Consider the following 18118-nt stretch of genomic DNA (forward strand, 5'->3'; position numbering starts at 1 on the left):
GGGGGTGCGCCGCAGACCTAGTGGGCGGCCTCGTGCCAGCTGTGCCCCAGTCCGACGCTGACGTCGAGCGGCACGGACAGGTCGGCGGCCGCGCCCATCTGCGCACGCACCAGCTCCTCCACCTGAGCCTCCTCCCCGGCAGCGACCTCCAGCACGAGCTCGTCGTGGACCTGGAGCAGTATGCGCGAGGCGAGCCCGGCGTCCCGCAACGCGCTCTCGGTGCGCAGCATCGCGACCTTGATGATGTCTGCGGCCGATCCCTGGATGGGGGCGTTGAGCGCCATCCGCTCGGCCATCTCCCGCCGCTGGCGGTTGTCGCTCGTGAGGTCGTGCAGGTGTCGACGGCGACCCAGGATGGTCTCCGTGAAGCCCGTCCTGCGCGCCTCCGACACGACGTCGCGCAGGTAGTCGCGCACCCCGCCGAAGCGCTCGAAGTACTCCTCCATGAGGGTCTTCGCCTCGGCGGTGGAGATGCCCAGCTGCTTGGAGAGCCCGAAGGCGGACAGCCCGTAGGCCAGGCCGTAGCTCATCGCCTTGACCTTGGAGCGCATCTGCGTGGTCACCTCGGACTGGTCGACGCCGAAGACCCGCGACCCGACGAAACGGTGCAGGTCCTCCCCGCCCCGGAAGGCCTCGATGAGGCCTTCGTCGCCGGACAGGTGCGCCATGATGCGCATCTCGATCTGGCTGTAGTCGGCGGACATGAGCGAGGCGTAGCGGGTGCCGGAGGACAGGTCGGAGCCGACGACGAACATCTCGCGGATGCGGCGCCCGGCGGCCGTCCGGATGGGGATGTTCTGGAGGTTGGGCTCGGTCGAGCTCAGCCGACCGGTGGCCGCGATGGTCTGCTGGAAGGTCGTGTGGATCCGGCCGTCGTCGGCGACCGAGGCGATGAGCCCCTCGGTCGTCATCCTCAGCCGGGTGGCGTCGCGATGGCGCAGCAGCGCCTCGAGGAAGGGATGCTCGGTCTGGGCGTAGAGGCCCGCCAGCGCGTCGGCGTCGGTGGTGTAGCCCGTCTTGGTCCGCCGGGTCTTGGGCAGCTCGAGCGTCTCGAAGAGCACGGTCTGCAGCTGCTTGGGCGACCCGAGGTTGACGGTGTCGTCGTCGATGGCCGTCCAGGCGTCCTGCTGGGCCTGGGCGACGCCGGCCGCGAACTCACTCTCCAGCGCCGCCAGCGCCCCGACGTCCACGGCGATGCCGGCCCGCTCCATCCGGCGGAGCACCCCGACGAGGGGCAGCTCGACGTCGCGCAGGAGATGCTGCTCCTGCTCGTCCTCCAGGTCCTCATCGAGCGCGACCGCCAGGTCGTGCACGGCACGGGCGTGGACCATCGCCGATCGTGCCGCGGCCGACCGCTCCTGCTCCTCACCGGTGTCGAAGGCGAGGTCGAGTTGACCCTGAGAGCTCGTGGCCGCCGCGGCGTCCCCGTCGAGGCGCAGCTCTCGGTGCAGGTAGCGCAGGGACAGGTCGGTCAGGTCGTAGGAGCGCTGGTCGGGACGCGCGAGGTAGGCGGCCAGCGCCGTGTCGCTCACCACGCCTTCGACGGCGAGCCCCACCGCCTCCAGCGAGGCGACCTGCTCCTTGCCTCCGTGCAGGGCCTTGGGGCGGGACGCGTCGGCCAGCCAGGCGCTCAGCGCGGCCTCGTCCGCCGGGTCCATCTCCGCCAGCTGGACGTAACCGGCGTGCTCGGCCCCCGCCAGCGCCACGCCCAGGGCCTCTCCCGGCCCCGCCGCCGTGCGCGGACCGGCCTCCACGACCAGGGCGAGCCGCCCCTGCCCGCCGTGCTCCTGGAGCCAGGCGTCGAGCTCGCCGGGGGCCAGGACCGCCCCGTGGACCTCGATGCCGCCCTCGGCCTCGGTCTCGGCCGACTCCAGCGTGGAGAACAGCCGGTCGCGCAGGACGCGGAACTCCAGGCCGTCGAAGACCCGGTGCACCTCCTCGCGGTCCCACCCGCGCGCCTCCAGGTCGGCCACCTCCACCGGCAGCTGCACGTCGGCCACGAGCTGGTTGAGCCTGCGGTTCCGCAGCACCTGATCGAGGTGGTCGCGCGTCGCCTGGCCGGCCTTGCCGGTCAGCTGGTCGGCGTGCGTGACGATGCCCGCGAGGTCACCGAACTGGCCCAGCCACTTGGCAGCCGTCTTGGGCCCCACACCCGGGACGCCCGGGAGGTTGTCGCTGGACTCGCCCACGAGGGCGGCGAGGTCGCTGTAGCGCTCCGGGAGGACGCCATACTTCTCCTCCACCGCGGCAGGGGTCATCCGCGCCAGGTCGGACACCCCCTTGCGGGGGTAGAGCAGGGTCGTGCCGGCGTCGATGAGCTGGATGGCGTCACGGTCGCCCGAGCAGATGAGCACCTCCATCCCCGCCTCGCGCGCCCTCGTCGTCAGGGTGGCGATGACGTCGTCCGCCTCGTAGCCGTCGACCTCGACGTGGGTGATCCGGAGGGCGTCGAGGACCTCCTTGACGAGGTCCACCTGCCCGCGGAACTCGTCGGGCGTCGCCGAACGACCGGCCTTGTAGTCGGGGTAGTCCTCGGTGCGGAAGGTCTGCCGGGACACGTCGAAGGCCACCGCGAGGTGCGTGGGCGCCTCATCACGCAGGACGTTGATGAGCATCGAGGTGAAGCCGTAGACCGCGTTGGTGCTCTGCCCCGTCGTGGTGGAGAAGTTCTCCACGGGCAGCGCGAAGAACGCGCGGTAGGCCAACGAATGTCCGTCCAGCAGCAGCAAGCGACTCACGGGTGGCAGCCTATGTCCCATGACTGACAACGCCACCCCGCGCCCCCCGGCCCCGCTCTCCCCCGACGACGTGCCCCGCGGCGACCTCGCCGAACGGATGGGGATCCGCCTGGTGGAGGTCTCGGTCGAACGCACCGTGGCCGTCATGCCGGTCGAGGGCAACACCCAGCCCTACGGGCTGCTGCACGGTGGTGCCTCCGCCGCGCTCGCCGAGACCGTCGGGTCGGTCGCCGCCATGCTGCACGCCGGGGAGGGTCGGATCGCCGTCGGTGTCGACCTCAGCGCCACGCATCACCGGGCGGTGCGCACCGGCGAGGTCACCGCGGTCGCCACCCCTCTCTCGCGGGGCCGCTCGATCGCGACCTACGACATCACGATCTCCGACGACGAGGGGCGACGCGTCTGCACGGCCCGGCTGACCTGTGCCCTCCGCGACCGGCCCCCCACGGCGTAGCCGGCCGCTCCCCCCGCGAGGCGGGGTCCGCGCCTCAGGCCTTCTTCGCGGGCATCCCGGAGATGACGGCGTCGGCGACCTCGCGCATCGACAGGCGGCGGTCCATCGCGGCCTTCTGGATCCACCGGAAGGCGTCAGCCTCGCTGAGCTTGAGCTGGGTCATGAGCAGACCCTTGGCACGGTCGACCTGCTTGCGGGTCTCGAACCGCTCGCCCAGGTCCGCGACCTCGGACTCCAGCGCCTTGCGCTCGGCCCAGCGGGCCCGGGCGATGTCGATGGCGGGCAGGACGTCGGCGGCGCTGAAGGGCTTGACGACGTAGGACATCACGCCGGCGTCGCGGGCCCGCTCGACGAGGTTCTTGTCGCTGAAGGCGGTGAGCATGACGACCGGCGCGAGACCCTCGCGACCGATCTGCTCGGCGGCGCTGATGCCGTCCATCCCGGGCATCTTGATGTCCATGACCACCAGGTCGGGGGTGGACTCCTGCGCCAGCGCCACGGCCTGCTCCCCGTCGGCCGCCTGACCCACGATGGTGTGTCCGGCGTCGGTCAGCATCTCCGCGAGGTCCATGCGGATGAGCGCCTCGTCCTCGGCGAGGAGGATGCGCAGCCCCGTCTCGGGGCCTGTGGTCGACGGGTCCGACCCCGGGTCCGGGGCCGCGGCCGCGGTGGCGTCGCGCTCCTCCGCAGACCCTGAGGGTCCGTCCTGCGCGTCGGTCTGCTCGCTCTGCGGATCCTGCGGTGTCGTCTCGCTCACGGTCCCATGCCTCTCTGTCACATCCACCCCGCCGGCACCTCACCGACGCGGACCTGGTGCCGGGAGCGGGACTCGAACCCGCACGCCCTTTCGGGCAGAGCATTTTGAGTGCTCCGTGTCTGCCATTCCACCACCCCGGCGGGCGTGCCGACGCGGAACCGGGCCGCGTCAGGGCCGTGTCAGCATACCGGCACGCGGGCCTCAGACCTCAGGGTCGTGGGTGTAGGCCGGAGCCTGGCCCAGGATCGCGTCGCCCACCCGGTGCATCCGCAGGGCGTTGGTCGTGCCGGAGACCCCAGGAGGTGAGCCCGCCACGATGACGACGATGTCACCCTCCTGGCACCGCTGCTCGCGCAGCAACGTCTCCTCCACCTGCTTGACCATCTGGTCGGTGTGCCACACGAACGGCACGAGGAAGGTCTCGACACCCCAGGTGAGGGCCAGGCGGGACCGGGTGTGCTGCTCGGTGGTGAAGGCGAGCATGGGGGTGGCAGGTCGCACCCGGGCCATCCGGGTGGTGGTGTCACCGCTCTGGGTGAAGGTCACGAGGAACTTCACCTGGTCGCCCAGGGCGTCGGCGAGGTTGATCGCCGCGCGGGTGACGGCACCGCCCGGCGTCTTCGGCTTCCGCACGATCGGCGCGATGCGGTGCAGCCCGTGCTCCTCGGTGCTGGAGATGATGCTGGCCATCGTCTCCACCGCGCGGATGGGCCATGCACCGACCGAGGTCTCCCCGGAGAGCATGATCGCATCGGCGCCGTCCAGCACCGCGTTGGCGCAGTCGCTGGCCTCCGCCCGCGTGGGACGGGGGTTGTCCACCATGGACTCCAGCACCTGCGTCGCCACGATGACCGGCTTGGCCTTCTCCCGGCACAGCTGGATGGCGTCCTTCTGCACGAGCGGCACCTGCTCGAGGGGCAGCTCGACGCCCAGGTCGCCGCGGGCCACCATGATGCCGTCGAAGGCGTCGACGATGCCGCCCAGGTTGTCGACCGCCTGCGGCTTCTCGATCTTGGCGATGACCGGCAGCCGCCGGCCCTCCTCGTCCATGATGCGGTGGACGTCCTCGACGTCGACGGCCGACCGGACGAAGGACAGGGCGATGAAGTCGACGCCGCTGCGGATCGCCCAGCGCAGGTCCTCCTCGTCCTTGTCGGACATGGCGGGGACGCTCACCGCGGCACCGGGAAGGTTGATCCCCTTGTTGTTGGAGACGACGCCACCGACGAGGACCTCGCAGATGACATCGGTGTCGGTGACCGTCGTCGCGCGGAGCAGGACCTTGCCGTCGTCGATGAGCAGGTCGTCGCCGGGATGCACGTCGGCGGCGAGGCCGGAGTGCGTGGTGCCGACGACCTCCTGGCTGCCGGGAACCGTCCTGGTGGTGATCGTGAAGGTGTCGCCCACGGCGAGCGTGACCGGCCCGCCGGCGAAGGTGCCGGTGCGGATCTTCGGGCCCTGCAGGTCGGCGAGCACCGCGACCGCGTGACCGGTGGCGTCACTGGCCTGCCGGACCCGGAGGTAACGCTCGTAGTGCTCGTCGTAGGAGCCGTGGGAGAGGTTGAGCCTGGCCACGTCCATACCGGCTGTGACGAGCGCTTCGATCTGCTCGTAGGAGGCGGTGGCGGGGCCGAGGGTGCAGACGATCTTGGCGCGACGCATACCCTCCACCCTAGTGGTCGCGTGGGCCGATCCGCGCATCGCCTGCCGCTACGTCAGGACCCCGACCCGAGGAGCTCCTCGACGGTGCCGCTGCCCCCCATGAGGGAGAGCATCTGCTCGTCGGAGACCGGCTCGCCGTCGATGAGCAGTCTCGGGGTCCCGCTGATGTTGTCGCGGTTGGCGCGCTCCTGCATGTCCTCGACGTAGTCACCGTAGGCGTCACCCTCGAGGCACGCGGTGAACGACTCGAGGTCGCCCTCGGAGATTCCGGCGGTGCTCGCGAAGGCCAGCAGCTGCTCGTCGGTCCAGCCGGCGCCCTCCTGCGCGGGCTGACCCGCGAAGACGGCAGCGTGGTAGGGCAGGAAGGCGCCCGCGTCGTCCGCGCACATCGCGGCGTTGGCCGCGCGGTGGGAGGAGTCGTTGCCGAGGGTGCTGTCGAGGAAGGACATCACGGTGTAGGTCAGCGAGATCTCGCCCGCCTCGGCCAGCTCCTCCAGCTCCGCCCCGACGGAGGCCTCCAGGTCACCGCAGAACGGGCACTGGAAATCCTCGTAGACGTGGACCTGCGGCACGTCGGCCGCGGGATCGGCGCCCACCTGGACACCCCCGCCCTCGGGCAGCGCGCTGGCGCTGCCCTGCGCCCCGAGCCCGGAATCCCGGGACACGGCCCAGAGCACCAGGCCACCGATGAGGGCGACCACGAGGACCACCACCCCGCCGATGAGCGGCAGGGACGGGCCACCGGAGCTGACGGGCTTGATGTCGGGGGCGGGCTGACGGGGCATGTCAGGAGCCTTTCTGGAGCCGGGAGTCGAGGGAGTAGAGGCTGCGGGGACGGACGGCGAGCCAGAGCGCCATCGCGAGGAAACCGAGGTCGCGGAGCATCTCGGTGAGGTAGGTCGTGTCCTCCGGCGCGACCGGCCCACCGGTGCCGAAGCAGCCGCAGTCGATCGAGAGGCCGCGGGCCCAGGCCGAGGCGATGCCGGCGACGAAGACCACCATGAGCACCGCGGTGACCGTCGCCGAGGCCCGGGTCAGCAGCCCGAGGAGCAGCAGCAGGGCCAGCGCGAGCTCGAGCACCGGGAGCAGCACGCCGACCGCGCGGGCGATCTCGTAGCTGAACAGCTCGTAGGCCAGGACGTTCTGGACCGACCCGGTGAGATCGACGACCTTGGTCCATCCGGCGTAGCCGAGGACCCCGGCCAGCCCCAGCCGCAGCGCCAGACCCACGAGGTCCGCGACGCCGGTGCGCGACCGGGCCGTGCGCGACCGCTGCAGGTCCGGGGGCGTCACGCCCCGCGCACCCCCGCGGCCAGCTCGTCGGTGAGCGCCCCGAGCCGGTCGAGGTCGTGGCCCTCTCCCAGGGACCGCACGAGGGCGGACCCGACGATGACGCCGTCGGCGAAGCGGGCGACCTCGGCCGCCTGCTCCCCCGTGCTCACCCCGAGCCCGACGCACAACGGCAGCTCGGTGACCTCGCGGGTCCGCGCCACGAGGCCCTGGGCGTCGGACCCGACGCTGGATCGCACCCCGGTGACACCCATGGTCGAGGCGACGTAGACGAAGCCTCGGCAGGCCTGCGTGGTCATCCGCAACCGCTCGTCGGTGGAGCTCGGCGCCACGAGGAAGACGGGCGCGAGGTCCAGCCGGTCGGCCGCCGCCCGCCACCCGCTCGCCTCGTCCGGGATGAGGTCGGGGGTGATGAGACCGGCACCACCGGAGTCGGCGAGAGAGTCCGCGAAGCGGTCCACGCCATACCGCAGGACGGGGTTCCAGTAGGTCATGACGACGGGCACGGCGCCCGCCTCGCGGACCGCGGCCACGACCTCGAAGACGTCGCGCAGCCGGAAGCCGGCCGCCAGCGCGGTGCTCGCCGCCCGCTCGACGACCGGGCCGTCGATGAGCGGGTCGGTGTAGGGGACGCCCACCTCGATGATGTCGGCGCCGTGGGCGGCCAACGTGCGGACGGCCTCCAGGGAGGTCGGCAGGTCGGGGTAGCCCGCGGGGAGGTAGGCGACGAGGGCCGCTCGCCCCTCCGCACGGCAGTCGCGGAAGACGGCGTCGAGCGCGCTCATGCGTCGTTCTCCCGCGACCCGGCGTCCCCGGTCTCGGCGTCCACGCGGGCCTCCCCCTCGCCGTCGACGAGGCCGAACCAGCGCGCTGCCGTGTCGACGTCCTTGTCACCGCGACCGGAGAGGTTGATGAGGATCGTCGTGCCCTCGCCCAGCTCCGGTCCGATCTTCAGCGCACCTGCGAGGGCGTGCGCGCTCTCGATGGCGGGGATGATCCCCTCGGTGCGGCACAGGAGCGAGAAGGCGTCCATGGCCTCCTGGTCGGTCACCGGCGCGTAGCGGGCGCGGCCGGAGTCGTGCAGGAAGGCGTGCTCGGGACCGACCGAGGGGTAGTCGAGCCCGGCCGACACCGAGTGGGTCTCCAGGGTCTGGCCGTCCTCGTCCTGCAGGACGTAGGTCGCGGCACCGTGCAGCACGCCCGGCTGGCCGCCCGAGAAGCGGGCGGCGTGACGCCCGGTGTCGACGCCGTCGCCGCCGGCCTCGAAACCCCAGAGCGCGACGGAGGGGTCGTCGCGGAAGGCGTGGAAGATGCCGATGGCGTTGGAACCGCCGCCGACGCACGCGCAGACGGCGTCCGGCAGGCCGCCCACGACGTCGTCCATCTGCTTGCGCGCCTCCTGCCCGATCACGGCGTGGAAGTCGCGCACCATGGTCGGGAAGGGGTGGGGCCCGGTGACGGTGCCCAGGAGGTAGTGCGTGTGACCGACGTTGGTGACCCAGTCACGCATCGCCTCGTTGATGGCGTCCTTGAGGGTGGCGCTGCCGGTGTGGACGGCCACGACCTCGGCCCCGAGCAGGCGCATGCGGGCGACGTTGAGCGCCTGGCGCTCGGTGTCCACCCGACCCATGTAGACCGTGCACTCCAGGCCCATGAGCGCGGCGGCGGTGGCGGTAGCGACACCGTGCTGGCCCGCCCCGGTCTCCGCGATGACGCGGCGCTTGCCCATGCGGACGGCCAGGAGCGCCTGCCCGAGGACGTTGTTGATCTTGTGCGAACCGGTGTGGTTGAGGTCCTCCCGCTTGAGGAAGATCCGGGGGCCGCCGGCGTGCTCGGCGAACCGGGGCACCTCCGTGAGCGGACTCGGCCGACCGGTGTAGTCGCGCTGGAGCCGGTCGAGCTCGGCCCGGAAGTCCGGGCCGGCCAGGGCCTCGAGCCGCGCGGCGTCCAACTCCTCGAGGGCCGCCACGAGGGCCTCGGGGACATAGCGCCCGCCGAAGTCGCCGAAGCGGTCGGTGGCCTGCGCCGTCGTCATCGTGCACCTCCCGCCCGGGCGTGCGCCGCGCCGTGCAGGGCCGGGTGCGACCCGGCCGCGACCATCTCCGCGACGGCGTCACGGGGCGCCCCCACCGTCACCAGCGCCTCACCCACGAGAACGGCCTGCGCCCCCGCCTCGGCGAACTGCACGACATCCAGGGGACCGCGCACGCCCGACTCCGCGACGGCCACCCGGTCGGTGGGTATGCCGGGCGCCATGCGGGTGAAGGTGTCGCGGTCGACCTCCAGCGTCTTGAGGTTGCGGTTGTTGACCCCGATGATGCGGGCCCCCGCCGCGAGGGCCCGCTCCAGCTCGGCCTCGTCGTGGACCTCCACGAGGGCGTGCATCCCCAGCGCCTCGGTCCGCTCCAACAGCCCCACGAGGACCTCCTGCGGCAGTGCCGCGACGATGAGCAGGACGAGGTCGGCGCCGTGCGCCCTGGCCTCCCAGACCTGGTAGGGGTCGACGATGAAGTCCTTGCGCAGGACGGGGATGTCGACGGCGGCCCGCACGGCGTCGAGGTCGGCGAGCGACCCGCCGAAGCGTCGGCCCTCGGTGAGCACGCTGATGACGCTCGCCCCACCCGCGGCGTAGTCAGCGGCCAGCGAGGCCGGCTCGGCGATGGCCGCCAGGGCCCCCTTGGAGGGGCTGCTCCGCTTCACCTCGGCGATGACGTGGGTGCCACCCGGGCGGCTCAGCGCCGCCCAACCGTCGCGGCAGCCAGGGGCCTGGCGGGCGCGTTCCTGGACGTCTTCCAGGGGCGTCGTGGCGCGACGCTCGGCGAGGTCCTCGCGGACCCCTTGGACGATTTCCTCGAGCACGGTGGACACGCCTCCAGCGTAGTCGGCGCGCGAGGGTGCTCCGGGACCGCCCCGGGGTCAGTGCTCGCCCGCGTGCTCCCGCAGCTCACCCATGCCGGCGCGGTCGAGGAGGTACCACGCGAGCGCACCGACGACGCCCAGCGCGAGCCCGACGTAGAGCAGCCAGTCCGGGGAGAAGACGACACCCCAGCTGCCGATGACGCTGGCGACGAGCATGATGCCGACGCCCACCCAGGCGGCGACGCTGTGACCGTGGCTGTCCTCATGCATGTGCGTGGTGCTCCTGACTCAACGACCGGAGGGGTCGACCTGACCCTCGTCGGACATTGTGCCAGCCCCCGGGCCCGGCGCCGGACGAGGTCCCAGCGTCGGGTCCTCACCGGCCGACAAGGCCGACCAGGCCGCGTCCTGGGACCGGCGTGCGCGCTCGTGCGGATCCGCCGGCGCGGGAACCGGGTCGGCGAGCACCTCGGGTCCGGTCGTGGCGCCGTGACCCCTGGCGCCCCCGGCCCGGGGACGGAGGGCGAGCACGGCACCCAGGCCCGCCAGGACGGCCCCGCCGAGCGCGATCCACCACCAGGCCGTGGGCGCGTCCGGACGGACGCCGAGCACCATGACCGTCGCGACGAGCGCCGTCACCACCGCCGCGGACCGCGCCAGCAGGCCGGCGGTCCCCCGCCACACGAGTCCGACCACGGAGGTCACGACCACGAGCAGGACCAGGGCGGCGACCCCGGGGGCGAGGTCCTGCCCGGTCCACGACTCCTGGACCGCCACCCCGGCCGGGTCCACGCCCTGCTGCACGGACCACGGCTGCCCGACCGCGAGCAGGCTCGCGCCCGCCCCGACCAGGGTCAGGGCTAGCGCTCGCGCCCGTCGCCGAGGGTCAGCCACTGCTCTGCTGAGCCGCCCACGAGCCGTGCATGCGGGCATACACCCCGCCGTCGGTCACGAGGTCGCGGTGGTGACCCAGCTCCACGATCCGTCCGGCGTCGACGACGACCACGAGGTCGGCTGCCTCCGCGGTCGAGAGCCGGTGCGCGATGGCGACCGAGGTCCGGCCCGTCGTGAGGCCCTCCAGGGCCCGCTGCACCCGCACCTCGGTCGCCGGGTCCACGGCGCTGGTCGCCTCGTCGAGGACGAGCAGGTCGGGGTCGGCGAGGTAGGCCCGCGCGATCGCCACGAGCTGGCGCTCCCCCGCGGACAACGACTCGCCGCGCTGCCCGACCTGGGTGCTGAGCCCCTGCGGCAGCCCCTCGACCCAGGCGTCGAGGCCGAGCTCGGTGACCGCGAGGTGCAGCTCCTCGTCGGTCGCCTCCGGACGTCCGAAACGGATGTTGTCGGCCAGGTCGGCGTCGAACAGGAAGCCCTCCTGCGGCACGAGGACGACGCGCTGCCGCAGGCTCGAGAAGCGCACCTCGCGCAGGTCGGTGCCGTCGAGCCGCACGGCGCCCTCGCTGGGGTCCATGAGGCGGGTGAGCAGCTTGGCCAGCGTCGTCTTGCCCGACCCCGTCTGGCCGACGACGGCGACCCGGGTATGCGGCTCGATGCGCAGGTCGATGTCGCGCAGCACGGGCTCACCGCCGGGGTAGGAGAACCAGACGCCGTCGAAGTCCACGGTGATGGGCCCCCGGTCGAGCACCACCCCGTCGGTGCCCGGGTCGGAGACGTCCGCGGGGGTGTCGATGACGCCGATGACCCGGCGCCAGCCGGCGACGGCGTTCTGCATCTCGTTGAGGATCTCGGTGGCCATGAGCACCGGCTGGGTGAAGAGGTTGACGAGGAAGAGGAAGGCCAGGAGCTGCCCGAGCGTGAGCTCGCCGCGCGAGGCGAGCACCGTGCCGACGACGAGCACCACGGCCGTCGTCACGCCGGCGAAGGTCTGCCCCGAGACGAAGGCCATGACCGAACGGACCTGGGCCCGCACCGCCGAGGTGCGGTGCGCCTCGATCGCCTCGTCGATGCGGGCCGCCGTGCGGTCCTCGACACCGTAGGCGCGGATCGTGGTCGCCCCGACGATCGACTCGCTGATGGAGCCGAGCAGGTCGCCGACCCGCTCGCGCACCGCGGTGTAGGCCCGCCCGAGGATCGGCTGGAACCGGCGCACCAGCAGCGCCAGCGGCACCAGGCAGAGGTAGACCACGAGGGCCAGGATCGGGCTGTAGACCACCATGAGGATCGTGGCCAGCACGATCTGCGCCGAGCTGACGAGCAGCATGAGGCCACCGAACTGCACGAACATCGAGATGGTGTCGACATCGCTGGTCACCCGGGACACCAGGGCGCCCCGGCGCTCGGTGCTCTGGGTCAGCACGGACAGGTCGTGGATGTGCCGGAAGGCCTTGAGCCGCAGGGTCGCCAGCCCGGACTCCGCGGCCGTGAACAGCCGCACGTTGACGGCATACTGCGCCAGCGACGTGAGCAGGACGACGAACGCCGCCAGCCCGATCGCCCGCAGCACGAACCCGACGTCCGGCCCACCCTCGGCGCCGATGCCGTTGTCGGTCGCCTGCTGGACCACGAAGGGGATGACGACCCGGCCCACGGTCGCGAGGACCGCCAGCGCGATCGTCAGCCCCAGCCCGACGCGCAGCTCGGGAGACAGCTGCAGGCCCCGGCGCAGGGTCGCCATCGTGGCGAGCTGGCCCTGGCCTCCGATCCGGCTCGACGTGCTGTGCTCGGCCGTGCTCACGACGGCTCCTCCTGTCGCGTCACGGCAGCCCGCTCGGCCGCCTCCCGGGAGTAGGCCTGCACCAGGTCGGCGTAGCCACGGCACCGTCCCAGCAGCTCGTCGTGCGACCCCTGGTCGACGACGGCCCCGTGCTCGACGTAGACCACCTCGTCGGCGAGCAGGATCGTCGCCATGCGGTAGGCCACCACGAGCACCGTCATGCCGCCGCGCGCGTCCCGCAGGCCGGTGAGGATGGCCTGCTCCACGGAGGGGTCGACGGCGCTCGTGGCGTCGTCCAGCACGAGCAGTCGCGGTCGGCGCCAGATCGCCCGGGCGAGGGCGATCCGCTGCCGCTGCCCGCCGGAGAGGGTGCCCCCGCGCTCCCCGATGACGGTGTCGAGACCGGAGGGGAGCGAGCGGACGAAGCCGTCGGCCTGGGCGATGCGCAGCGCCTCCCAGACCGCCTCGTCGTCGGAGTCCTCGCCGAGCGTGATGTTGCCGCGGACCGAGTCGTCGAACATGAAGGTCTGCTGGGCCACGAGGGCGGCGCTGGCGGGGAGCTCTCCCCGGGCCAGCTCGCGGGCCTCGATGCCGTCGAAGCGGACCGAGCCGCTGTCGGCGTCGATGAGGCGCAGGGCGAGGTTGGCCAGGGTGCTCTTGCCCGACCCCGTCGGGCCGACCAGGGCGACCGTGCTCCCCGACGGCACGTCGAGGGTCACCCCGCGGATGGTGGGGCGCTCCTCGCCGGCGTGCGCGTAGGTCACGCCCGCCATCCGCGAGGACGCCGGCTCCTCACGGGTCAGGGACTCCCGGCCGTACGGCATACCTCCCTGGGCGTCGAGCACGTGCTTGACCCGGTCATGACCCACCACCGAGCGCGGAATCTCGGCCAGGACCCAGCCCAGCGCGCGCACCGGGAAGGCGAGGATGGAGAAGAGATAGGCCATCTGCACGACATCGGCGGCCTCGAGCGCGCCGCGGGAGACCTGCCAGGTCCCGACCCCGAGGACGGCGAGCGTGCCCAGCGTCGGGATGGCCTCGATGACCGGCTCGAAGACGCCGCGCGTGCGGCCCACGAGGACGAGAGCATCACGCAACTCGTAGGTCTTGCCCCGGAACCTCTCGGTCTCCTGGTCCTCCCGGCCCATGGCCTTGACGACCAGGCCGGCCTCGAACGACTCGTGCGCGACCTCGGCGACCTCCGCGCGCAGCTGCTGCGCCCGGGTGATGCGCGGCGACATGACCCGCTGGAAGACGAGGTTGGCGGCGAAGAGGCCGGGGAAGACCAGCAGCCCGAGCACGGCCAGCAACGGGTCGACGAGCACCATCATCGTGCCCGCGATGAGCAGCATGAAGATGACGCCGATCGCCATCGGCAACGGGTTGAAGACCTGCCAGGTCGCCTCCACGTCGGCGTGCGCGTTGGACAGCAGCTGACCGGAGGGGTGGGCGTGGTGCCACGACAGCGGGAGCCGGAGGTACTGGCGGCTCACCCGCTGGCGGTAGTCGGCCTGCAGGTTGAAGCCGGCGATCGTGGCGTAGACGCGGCGCAGGATCACCCCGATGACATTGACGACCAGCACCGCGACGAGCACCCCGAAGATCAGCCACAGGCCGGCCGCGTCGACCCGCCTGGCCCGGACCGCGGGCTCGACGACCTCTCCCGTCAGCCACCCGATCGCCCCGGCGGTCGCCACGGTCGCCGCCGCCCACAGGACCGCACCCAGCACCGCGACCAGCACCGGCCGCTTCTGGGCGACCATGCCGCCCCAGATCACCCGCAGCCCGCGCCGCAGCACGGCTCGGTCGGCAACTGGACGCGGCACCGGTGCGCTGGCGGCGGAAGCGGACATGGAGAAAGGGCCTCCCGGAGGGCGAGGTGGTGGGGGTGGGAACCGCCTCCTATCCAACCATGCGCCCCCGACAGACCTTCCCGCGCCCGACACGGTCTCACGTGCTTCGATGAGCGGTATGCCGCACACACCCGACCTCCTGCGCGGGCTCGTCGCCCGCACCGCCACCGACCTCGGCCCGGACGCCCCCACGCTGTGCTCCCCGTGGACGGTGCGCGACCTGCTGGCCCACCTCGTCGTGCGCGAGTCCCGGGTCGACGCGCTGCCCGGGGTCGGGCTGCCCGTCCTGGCGCTGCAGCGGCACACCGAGAAGGTGCAGGAGGGGGTGGCCGCGCGACCCTTCGCGCAGCTGGTCGAGGAGGTGCGCCGGGGCCCCGCGCGGTTCTGGCCCACCCAGGTGCCGGCGCTGGACCGCACGGTCAACGTCGCCGAGCTGAGCATCCACCACGAGGACATGACCCGGGCCCGGCCCGGCTGGGAGCCGACGGTCCTGCCCGAGGGCGTGCAGGCCCAGATCTGGGGCACCGTGCGGACGGCGGGCCGGATGCTCTACCGCTCGGCACCGTGCGGGGTCGTGGCGGTCGCGCCGGGGCACGGTCGGGTCGCGCTGCGACGGCCCCCGCAGGGCCGGGGCAGCGTCGTCCTCACCGGGGACCCCTTGGAGCTCGCGCTGCACGCCTTCGGTCGCGAGCAGGTCGCCCGGGTGGAGGCCGCGGGCGACGACCGTGACCTCGCGGTCCTGGCGGCGCACCGCCGGAGCGCCTGAACGGTCGGCCCGCCCCGGCACGCCACCGCCGGGTCCGTCACACTGGTGCCATGAGCAGCGCCCGCGAGCACGCCCGGGCCGCGCGCCACGTCGTCCTCGACCCGTTGCGCGAGGAGATCCGCCCGAGCGCCGCCCGGACCCGGGTCCTGCGGCTGCGGGCTCGCGCCTGGCTCATCCTCCAGGCCGCCACCGGCGCCGTCCTCGCGTGGTTCATCGCCCACGACCTGCTGGGGCACGCGCTCCCCTTCTTCGCCCCCATCACCGCGATGGTCTGCCTCGGCCTGACCTACGGCGACCGCATCCGCCGGATCGCCGAGCTCACCGTCGGGGTGGCGATCGGGGTGGCCATCGGCGACCTCTTCGTGCACGCCTTCGGCACCGGGCTGTGGCAGATCTTCGCCGTCTGCGTCGTGGCGATGAGCCTGGCGGTGCTGGCCGGCGCCGGGCAGCTGCTCATGATGCAGGCCGGCATCCAGGGCGTCATCATCACGACCCTGGTGGCCGATGACGGGCAGGCCTTCAGCCGGTGGCTGGACGCCGCGGTGGGCGGGTCGGTCGCCATGGTCATCGCCATGGTCGCGCCGATGCGGTCCACGACGAAACGTCCCCGGGAGCGCATCATCGCCCTCGTGGGCCACCTGGCCGAGGTGCTGACCGACACGGCGCAGAGCCTGCGCAACCGGGACGAGGGCCGGGCCACCCGCGCCCTGGAGACCGCCCGCGGGCTCTCCGCGGAGCTGGAGGCGCTGCAGGACACGACGGCCGAGGCGGCCGCCGCGGCCCGCCTGGCTCCCCTGCTCTCCGGCGTGCACCGCGCCGACGTGCTGGAGATCAAGCGGCTGCTCCAGCCCCTGGACCTCGCGATCCGCAACGTCAGGGTGCTCGCGCGCCGCGCGGAGTCGGCCGTCGGCAACGACGAGTTCGTGCCCGACTCCTACACCGACATGGTCGAGGGGCTCGCCGAGGCGGCCGCGGTGCTGCAGGAGCAGCTCACCCGCCGCGAGCCGCTGGGCGCCGCCCAGGAGGACCTCGTGCACCTGGCCCGGCAGTCGACCTGGGGGCACTCGCGGCCGGGGCTGTCGGCCGAGGTCCTGCGGGCGCAGGTGCGCTCGACCGTGGTGGACCTGCTCGTGCTGTCCGGCATGACGCTGCAGGAGGCGCGTCGCCGGGTCCCGCCCACCCGCGACGAGATCGACCCCGCGGGCTGAGCCCGACGGGTCAGCGCTGGTGGTGCTCCACCAGCGCGGCCAACCGGGCGGCCTCGCGCCGGGCCCGCACCCCGTCGGCGCGCTGGATCGCCATGACGGCCAGCTCCTCGGTGTCGGTGAGCTCCAGGACCACCCACGGCGAACCGCCGGAGAAGCCGACGTGCACGATCTGGCCCCACTCGACCTCCTCGCGCTGCACGAGGTTGACCACGGTCAGCCCGGTGCGGCTCGGGACCGCGCGGATGAGGGCATACCTCCAGAGGAAGGCCGCCATGGCGACGCCGAAACCGGCGATGAAGACGCGGTTGAGCAGCGACATGGCCAGGGTGGACCCGGCGTAGGAGGGGCCGAGGACCGCGATGAGACCGAAGACGAGGACCGAGGCGACCGCCGTGACCCGGGCGACGCGCGCCCCCGTCACCGGCCGGAACGGCGCGTAGGGGTCGGCCGAACCCGCGCTCACGAGACCACTCGCTCGCCGGCGTGCGGTGGGCCCCCACCGGTCACCGCGCCCTGGGGCGCCTCGTCCCGCGCGGCCCGCCGCCACACGACGAAACCCCACAGCACGAGGCCGCCGTAGACGGCATACATCACGGCGGAGGGGTAGTAGCCGGAGTGCCAGAGCAGCGGCACCCCCACGAGGTCCACCGCGATCCAGACGAGCCAGAAGTCGACCCAGCCGCGAGCCATGGCGTAGGTCGCGAGCATCGACCCGACGAAGATCCAGGCGTCGGTCCAGTAGTACCAGCGCGGCGCCGGCCAGCCGGCCCCGACCTGGGCGAAGACCCACTGCGCGAGGACGATGAGCACCACCGCCACCACGAGGTATGCCGTCCGCTCACCGGCGGTGGCCCAGCGCGGGGTGATGGCCGGCTCACCCTTGGCGCGGGTCCGGCGGGACTGCTGCCAGCGCCACCAGCCGTAGACGCTCGTCGCGATGAAGAAGACCTGCCGGGCGGCCTGGCCGAAGAGGCTGTGCTCCTGCGGGTTGGTGAACCACACCCCCATGAAGACGGTGAACAGCAGCAGGTTGCCGATGATCCCGACCGGCCACGCCCACACGGTGCGCCGCATGCCGAGGATGGCCGAGGCGAAGCCGAAGAGGTTGCCGACGACCTCCCGCCACGCGATGGTGTGGCCGAGGACGGTGAGCTCGGCGTTGAACAGGTCGCCCCAGACGTCCACCTCAGGACGCCTCGGTCGCCAGCCGGCGCAGGTCGGCGATCGCCGCGGGCACGTCATGTGCGCCGTAGACCGCCGAGCCGGCGACGAAGACGTCGGCGCCGGCCTCCGCGCACCGGGCGATGGTGTCGGCGGCCACTCCCCCGTCGACCTGCACCCAGACCTGGCCGCCGTGGCGGCTGACCGCCTGGCGCACCTCGCGCACCTTGGCCAGCTGGTCGTCCATGAAGGACTGGCCGCCGAAGCCGGGCTCGACGGTCATGACGAGGACCATGTCGAGCTCGGGGAGGAGGTCGGCGTAGGGCGCGAAGGGGGTGCCCGGCTTGAAGGCGAGGGCGGCCCTGGCCCCCGCGGCGCGGATCGCCCGGGCGGTGGCGACCGGGTCGCGGACCGCCTCGACGTGGACGGTGACCGAGGAGGCACCGGCCTCGGCGTAGTCCGGGGCCCACCGGTCGGGGTCCTCGATCATGAGGTGGCAGTCCAGCGGCACGGGGGTGACCCGGGCCAGCGCCTCGACCACGGGCAGCCCGAGGGTGAGGTTGGGCACGAAGTGGTTGTCCATGACGTCGACGTGGGCCCAGTCGGCGGTCTCGATCGCCTGGAGCTCCGCGGCCAGGTGGGCGAAGTCGGAGGCGAGGATGGAGGGGCTGATCTGGGGGGTCACGGGCGCAGCCATGG

18 protein-coding genes and 1 tRNA gene are annotated in these 18118 nt (G+C 72.8%); 3 read left to right on the forward strand and 16 right to left on the reverse strand.

All coding sequences use genetic code 11. From position 1 onward, the window contains the following. Positions 1–17: 17 nt before the first annotated feature. Positions 18–2738, reverse strand: coding sequence for a DNA polymerase I (gene polA / locus FA582_RS08415; RefSeq protein WP_010148562.1), 2721 nt, complete (start codon positions 2736–2738; stop codon positions 18–20). Between the two features lie 19 nt (positions 2739–2757). On the opposite strand from polA, the gene FA582_RS08420 reads away from it, so the two are divergent. Next, entirely contained in the window at positions 2758–3192 is a 435-nt protein-coding gene (locus tag FA582_RS08420; RefSeq protein WP_010148563.1) for a PaaI family thioesterase, read from the forward strand. A gap of 34 nt (positions 3193–3226) precedes the next feature. On the opposite strand, the gene FA582_RS08425 is transcribed toward FA582_RS08420, so the two are convergent. From FA582_RS08425 to FA582_RS08480, 12 genes are all read right to left on the reverse strand, one after another. Continuing rightward, positions 3227–3949, reverse strand: coding sequence for an ANTAR domain-containing response regulator (locus FA582_RS08425; RefSeq protein WP_010148564.1), 723 nt, complete (start codon positions 3947–3949; stop codon positions 3227–3229). 54 nt (positions 3950–4003) lie between these two features. After that, positions 4004–4089, reverse strand: a tRNA-Leu gene (locus FA582_RS08430). A 61-nt stretch (positions 4090–4150) separates the two neighbouring features. After that, the gene (pyk, locus tag FA582_RS08435; RefSeq protein WP_010148565.1) at positions 4151–5611 is read right to left on the reverse strand and encodes a pyruvate kinase; all 1461 of its coding nucleotides are present in this window, start codon (positions 5609–5611) and stop codon (positions 4151–4153) included. A 53-nt stretch (positions 5612–5664) separates the two neighbouring features. Then, entirely contained in the window at positions 5665–6396 is a 732-nt protein-coding gene (locus FA582_RS08440; RefSeq protein WP_010148566.1) for a DsbA family protein, read from the reverse strand. Position 6397: 1 nt separating this feature from the next. Then, positions 6398–6904, reverse strand: coding sequence for a MauE/DoxX family redox-associated membrane protein (locus tag FA582_RS08445; protein WP_010148567.1), 507 nt, complete (start codon positions 6902–6904; stop codon positions 6398–6400). Further along, positions 6901–7686: a tryptophan synthase subunit alpha gene (gene trpA / locus FA582_RS08450; RefSeq protein WP_010148568.1), complete on the reverse strand. Its 786-nt coding sequence runs from the start codon at positions 7684–7686 to the stop codon at positions 6901–6903. Before trpA ends, FA582_RS08445 begins: the two co-directional genes overlap by 4 nt. Then, a complete protein-coding gene (gene trpB, locus FA582_RS08455) occupies positions 7683–8936 on the reverse strand; it encodes a tryptophan synthase subunit beta (RefSeq protein WP_010148569.1) in 1254 nt (417 codons plus the stop codon). Before trpB ends, trpA begins: the two co-directional genes overlap by 4 nt. Then, positions 8933–9769 carry an indole-3-glycerol phosphate synthase TrpC gene (gene trpC, locus FA582_RS08460; RefSeq protein ID WP_010148570.1) on the reverse strand — a complete coding sequence of 279 codons (837 nt, stop codon included), beginning with the start codon at positions 9767–9769 and terminating at the stop codon, positions 8933–8935. Before trpC ends, trpB begins: the two co-directional genes overlap by 4 nt. 48 nt (positions 9770–9817) lie before the next feature. Beyond that, entirely contained in the window at positions 9818–10030 is a 213-nt protein-coding gene (locus tag FA582_RS08465) for an HGxxPAAW family protein (protein WP_010148571.1), read from the reverse strand. Between the two features lie 18 nt (positions 10031–10048). Further along, positions 10049–10654, reverse strand: a complete 606-nt coding sequence (locus FA582_RS08470) for a hypothetical protein (RefSeq protein ID WP_010148572.1) — start codon at positions 10652–10654, stop codon at positions 10049–10051. Beyond that, on the reverse strand, positions 10647–12392 hold the full coding sequence (locus tag FA582_RS08475) for an ABC transporter ATP-binding protein (RefSeq protein ID WP_141567698.1): 1746 nt from the start codon (positions 12390–12392) through the stop codon (positions 10647–10649). Before FA582_RS08475 ends, FA582_RS08470 begins: the two co-directional genes overlap by 8 nt. A 56-nt stretch (positions 12393–12448) precedes the next feature. Next, the gene (locus FA582_RS08480) at positions 12449–14284 is read right to left on the reverse strand and encodes an ABC transporter ATP-binding protein (protein WP_051125206.1); all 1836 of its coding nucleotides are present in this window, start codon (positions 14282–14284) and stop codon (positions 12449–12451) included. Between the two features lie 118 nt (positions 14285–14402). Here FA582_RS08480 and FA582_RS08485 point away from each other — a divergent pair, with 118 nt between their 5' ends. After that, a complete protein-coding gene (locus tag FA582_RS08485) occupies positions 14403–15050 on the forward strand; it encodes a TIGR03085 family metal-binding protein (RefSeq protein ID WP_010148575.1) in 648 nt (215 codons plus the stop codon). Positions 15051–15100: 50 nt separating this feature from the next. Then, a complete protein-coding gene (locus FA582_RS08490) occupies positions 15101–16258 on the forward strand; it encodes an FUSC family protein (RefSeq protein WP_147899786.1) in 1158 nt (385 codons plus the stop codon). Between the two features lie 10 nt (positions 16259–16268). Here the strand turns inward: FA582_RS08490 and FA582_RS08495 are convergent, their stop codons facing one another. Genes FA582_RS08495 through rpe form a run of 3 tightly spaced genes read right to left on the reverse strand, consistent with a single transcriptional unit; the run spans position 16269 to position 18116 of the window. Further along, positions 16269–16721 carry a PH domain-containing protein gene (locus FA582_RS08495; RefSeq protein WP_010148577.1) on the reverse strand — a complete coding sequence of 151 codons (453 nt, stop codon included), beginning with the start codon at positions 16719–16721 and terminating at the stop codon, positions 16269–16271. Further along, complete coding sequence (pnuC, locus tag FA582_RS08500; RefSeq protein WP_010148579.1) at positions 16718–17443, reverse strand: nicotinamide riboside transporter PnuC; 726 nt, start codon at positions 17441–17443, stop codon at positions 16718–16720. The genes FA582_RS08495 and pnuC overlap by 4 nt, the downstream gene beginning before the upstream one ends. 1 nt (position 17444) lies before the next feature. Further along, on the reverse strand, positions 17445–18116 hold the full coding sequence (rpe, locus tag FA582_RS08505) for a ribulose-phosphate 3-epimerase (RefSeq protein ID WP_010148581.1): 672 nt from the start codon (positions 18114–18116) through the stop codon (positions 17445–17447). Positions 18117–18118 lie beyond the last annotated feature (2 nt).

It is taken from the genome of Serinicoccus profundi (assembly GCF_008001015.1).
Taxonomy (GTDB): domain Bacteria; phylum Actinomycetota; class Actinomycetes; order Actinomycetales; family Dermatophilaceae; genus Ornithinicoccus; species Ornithinicoccus profundi.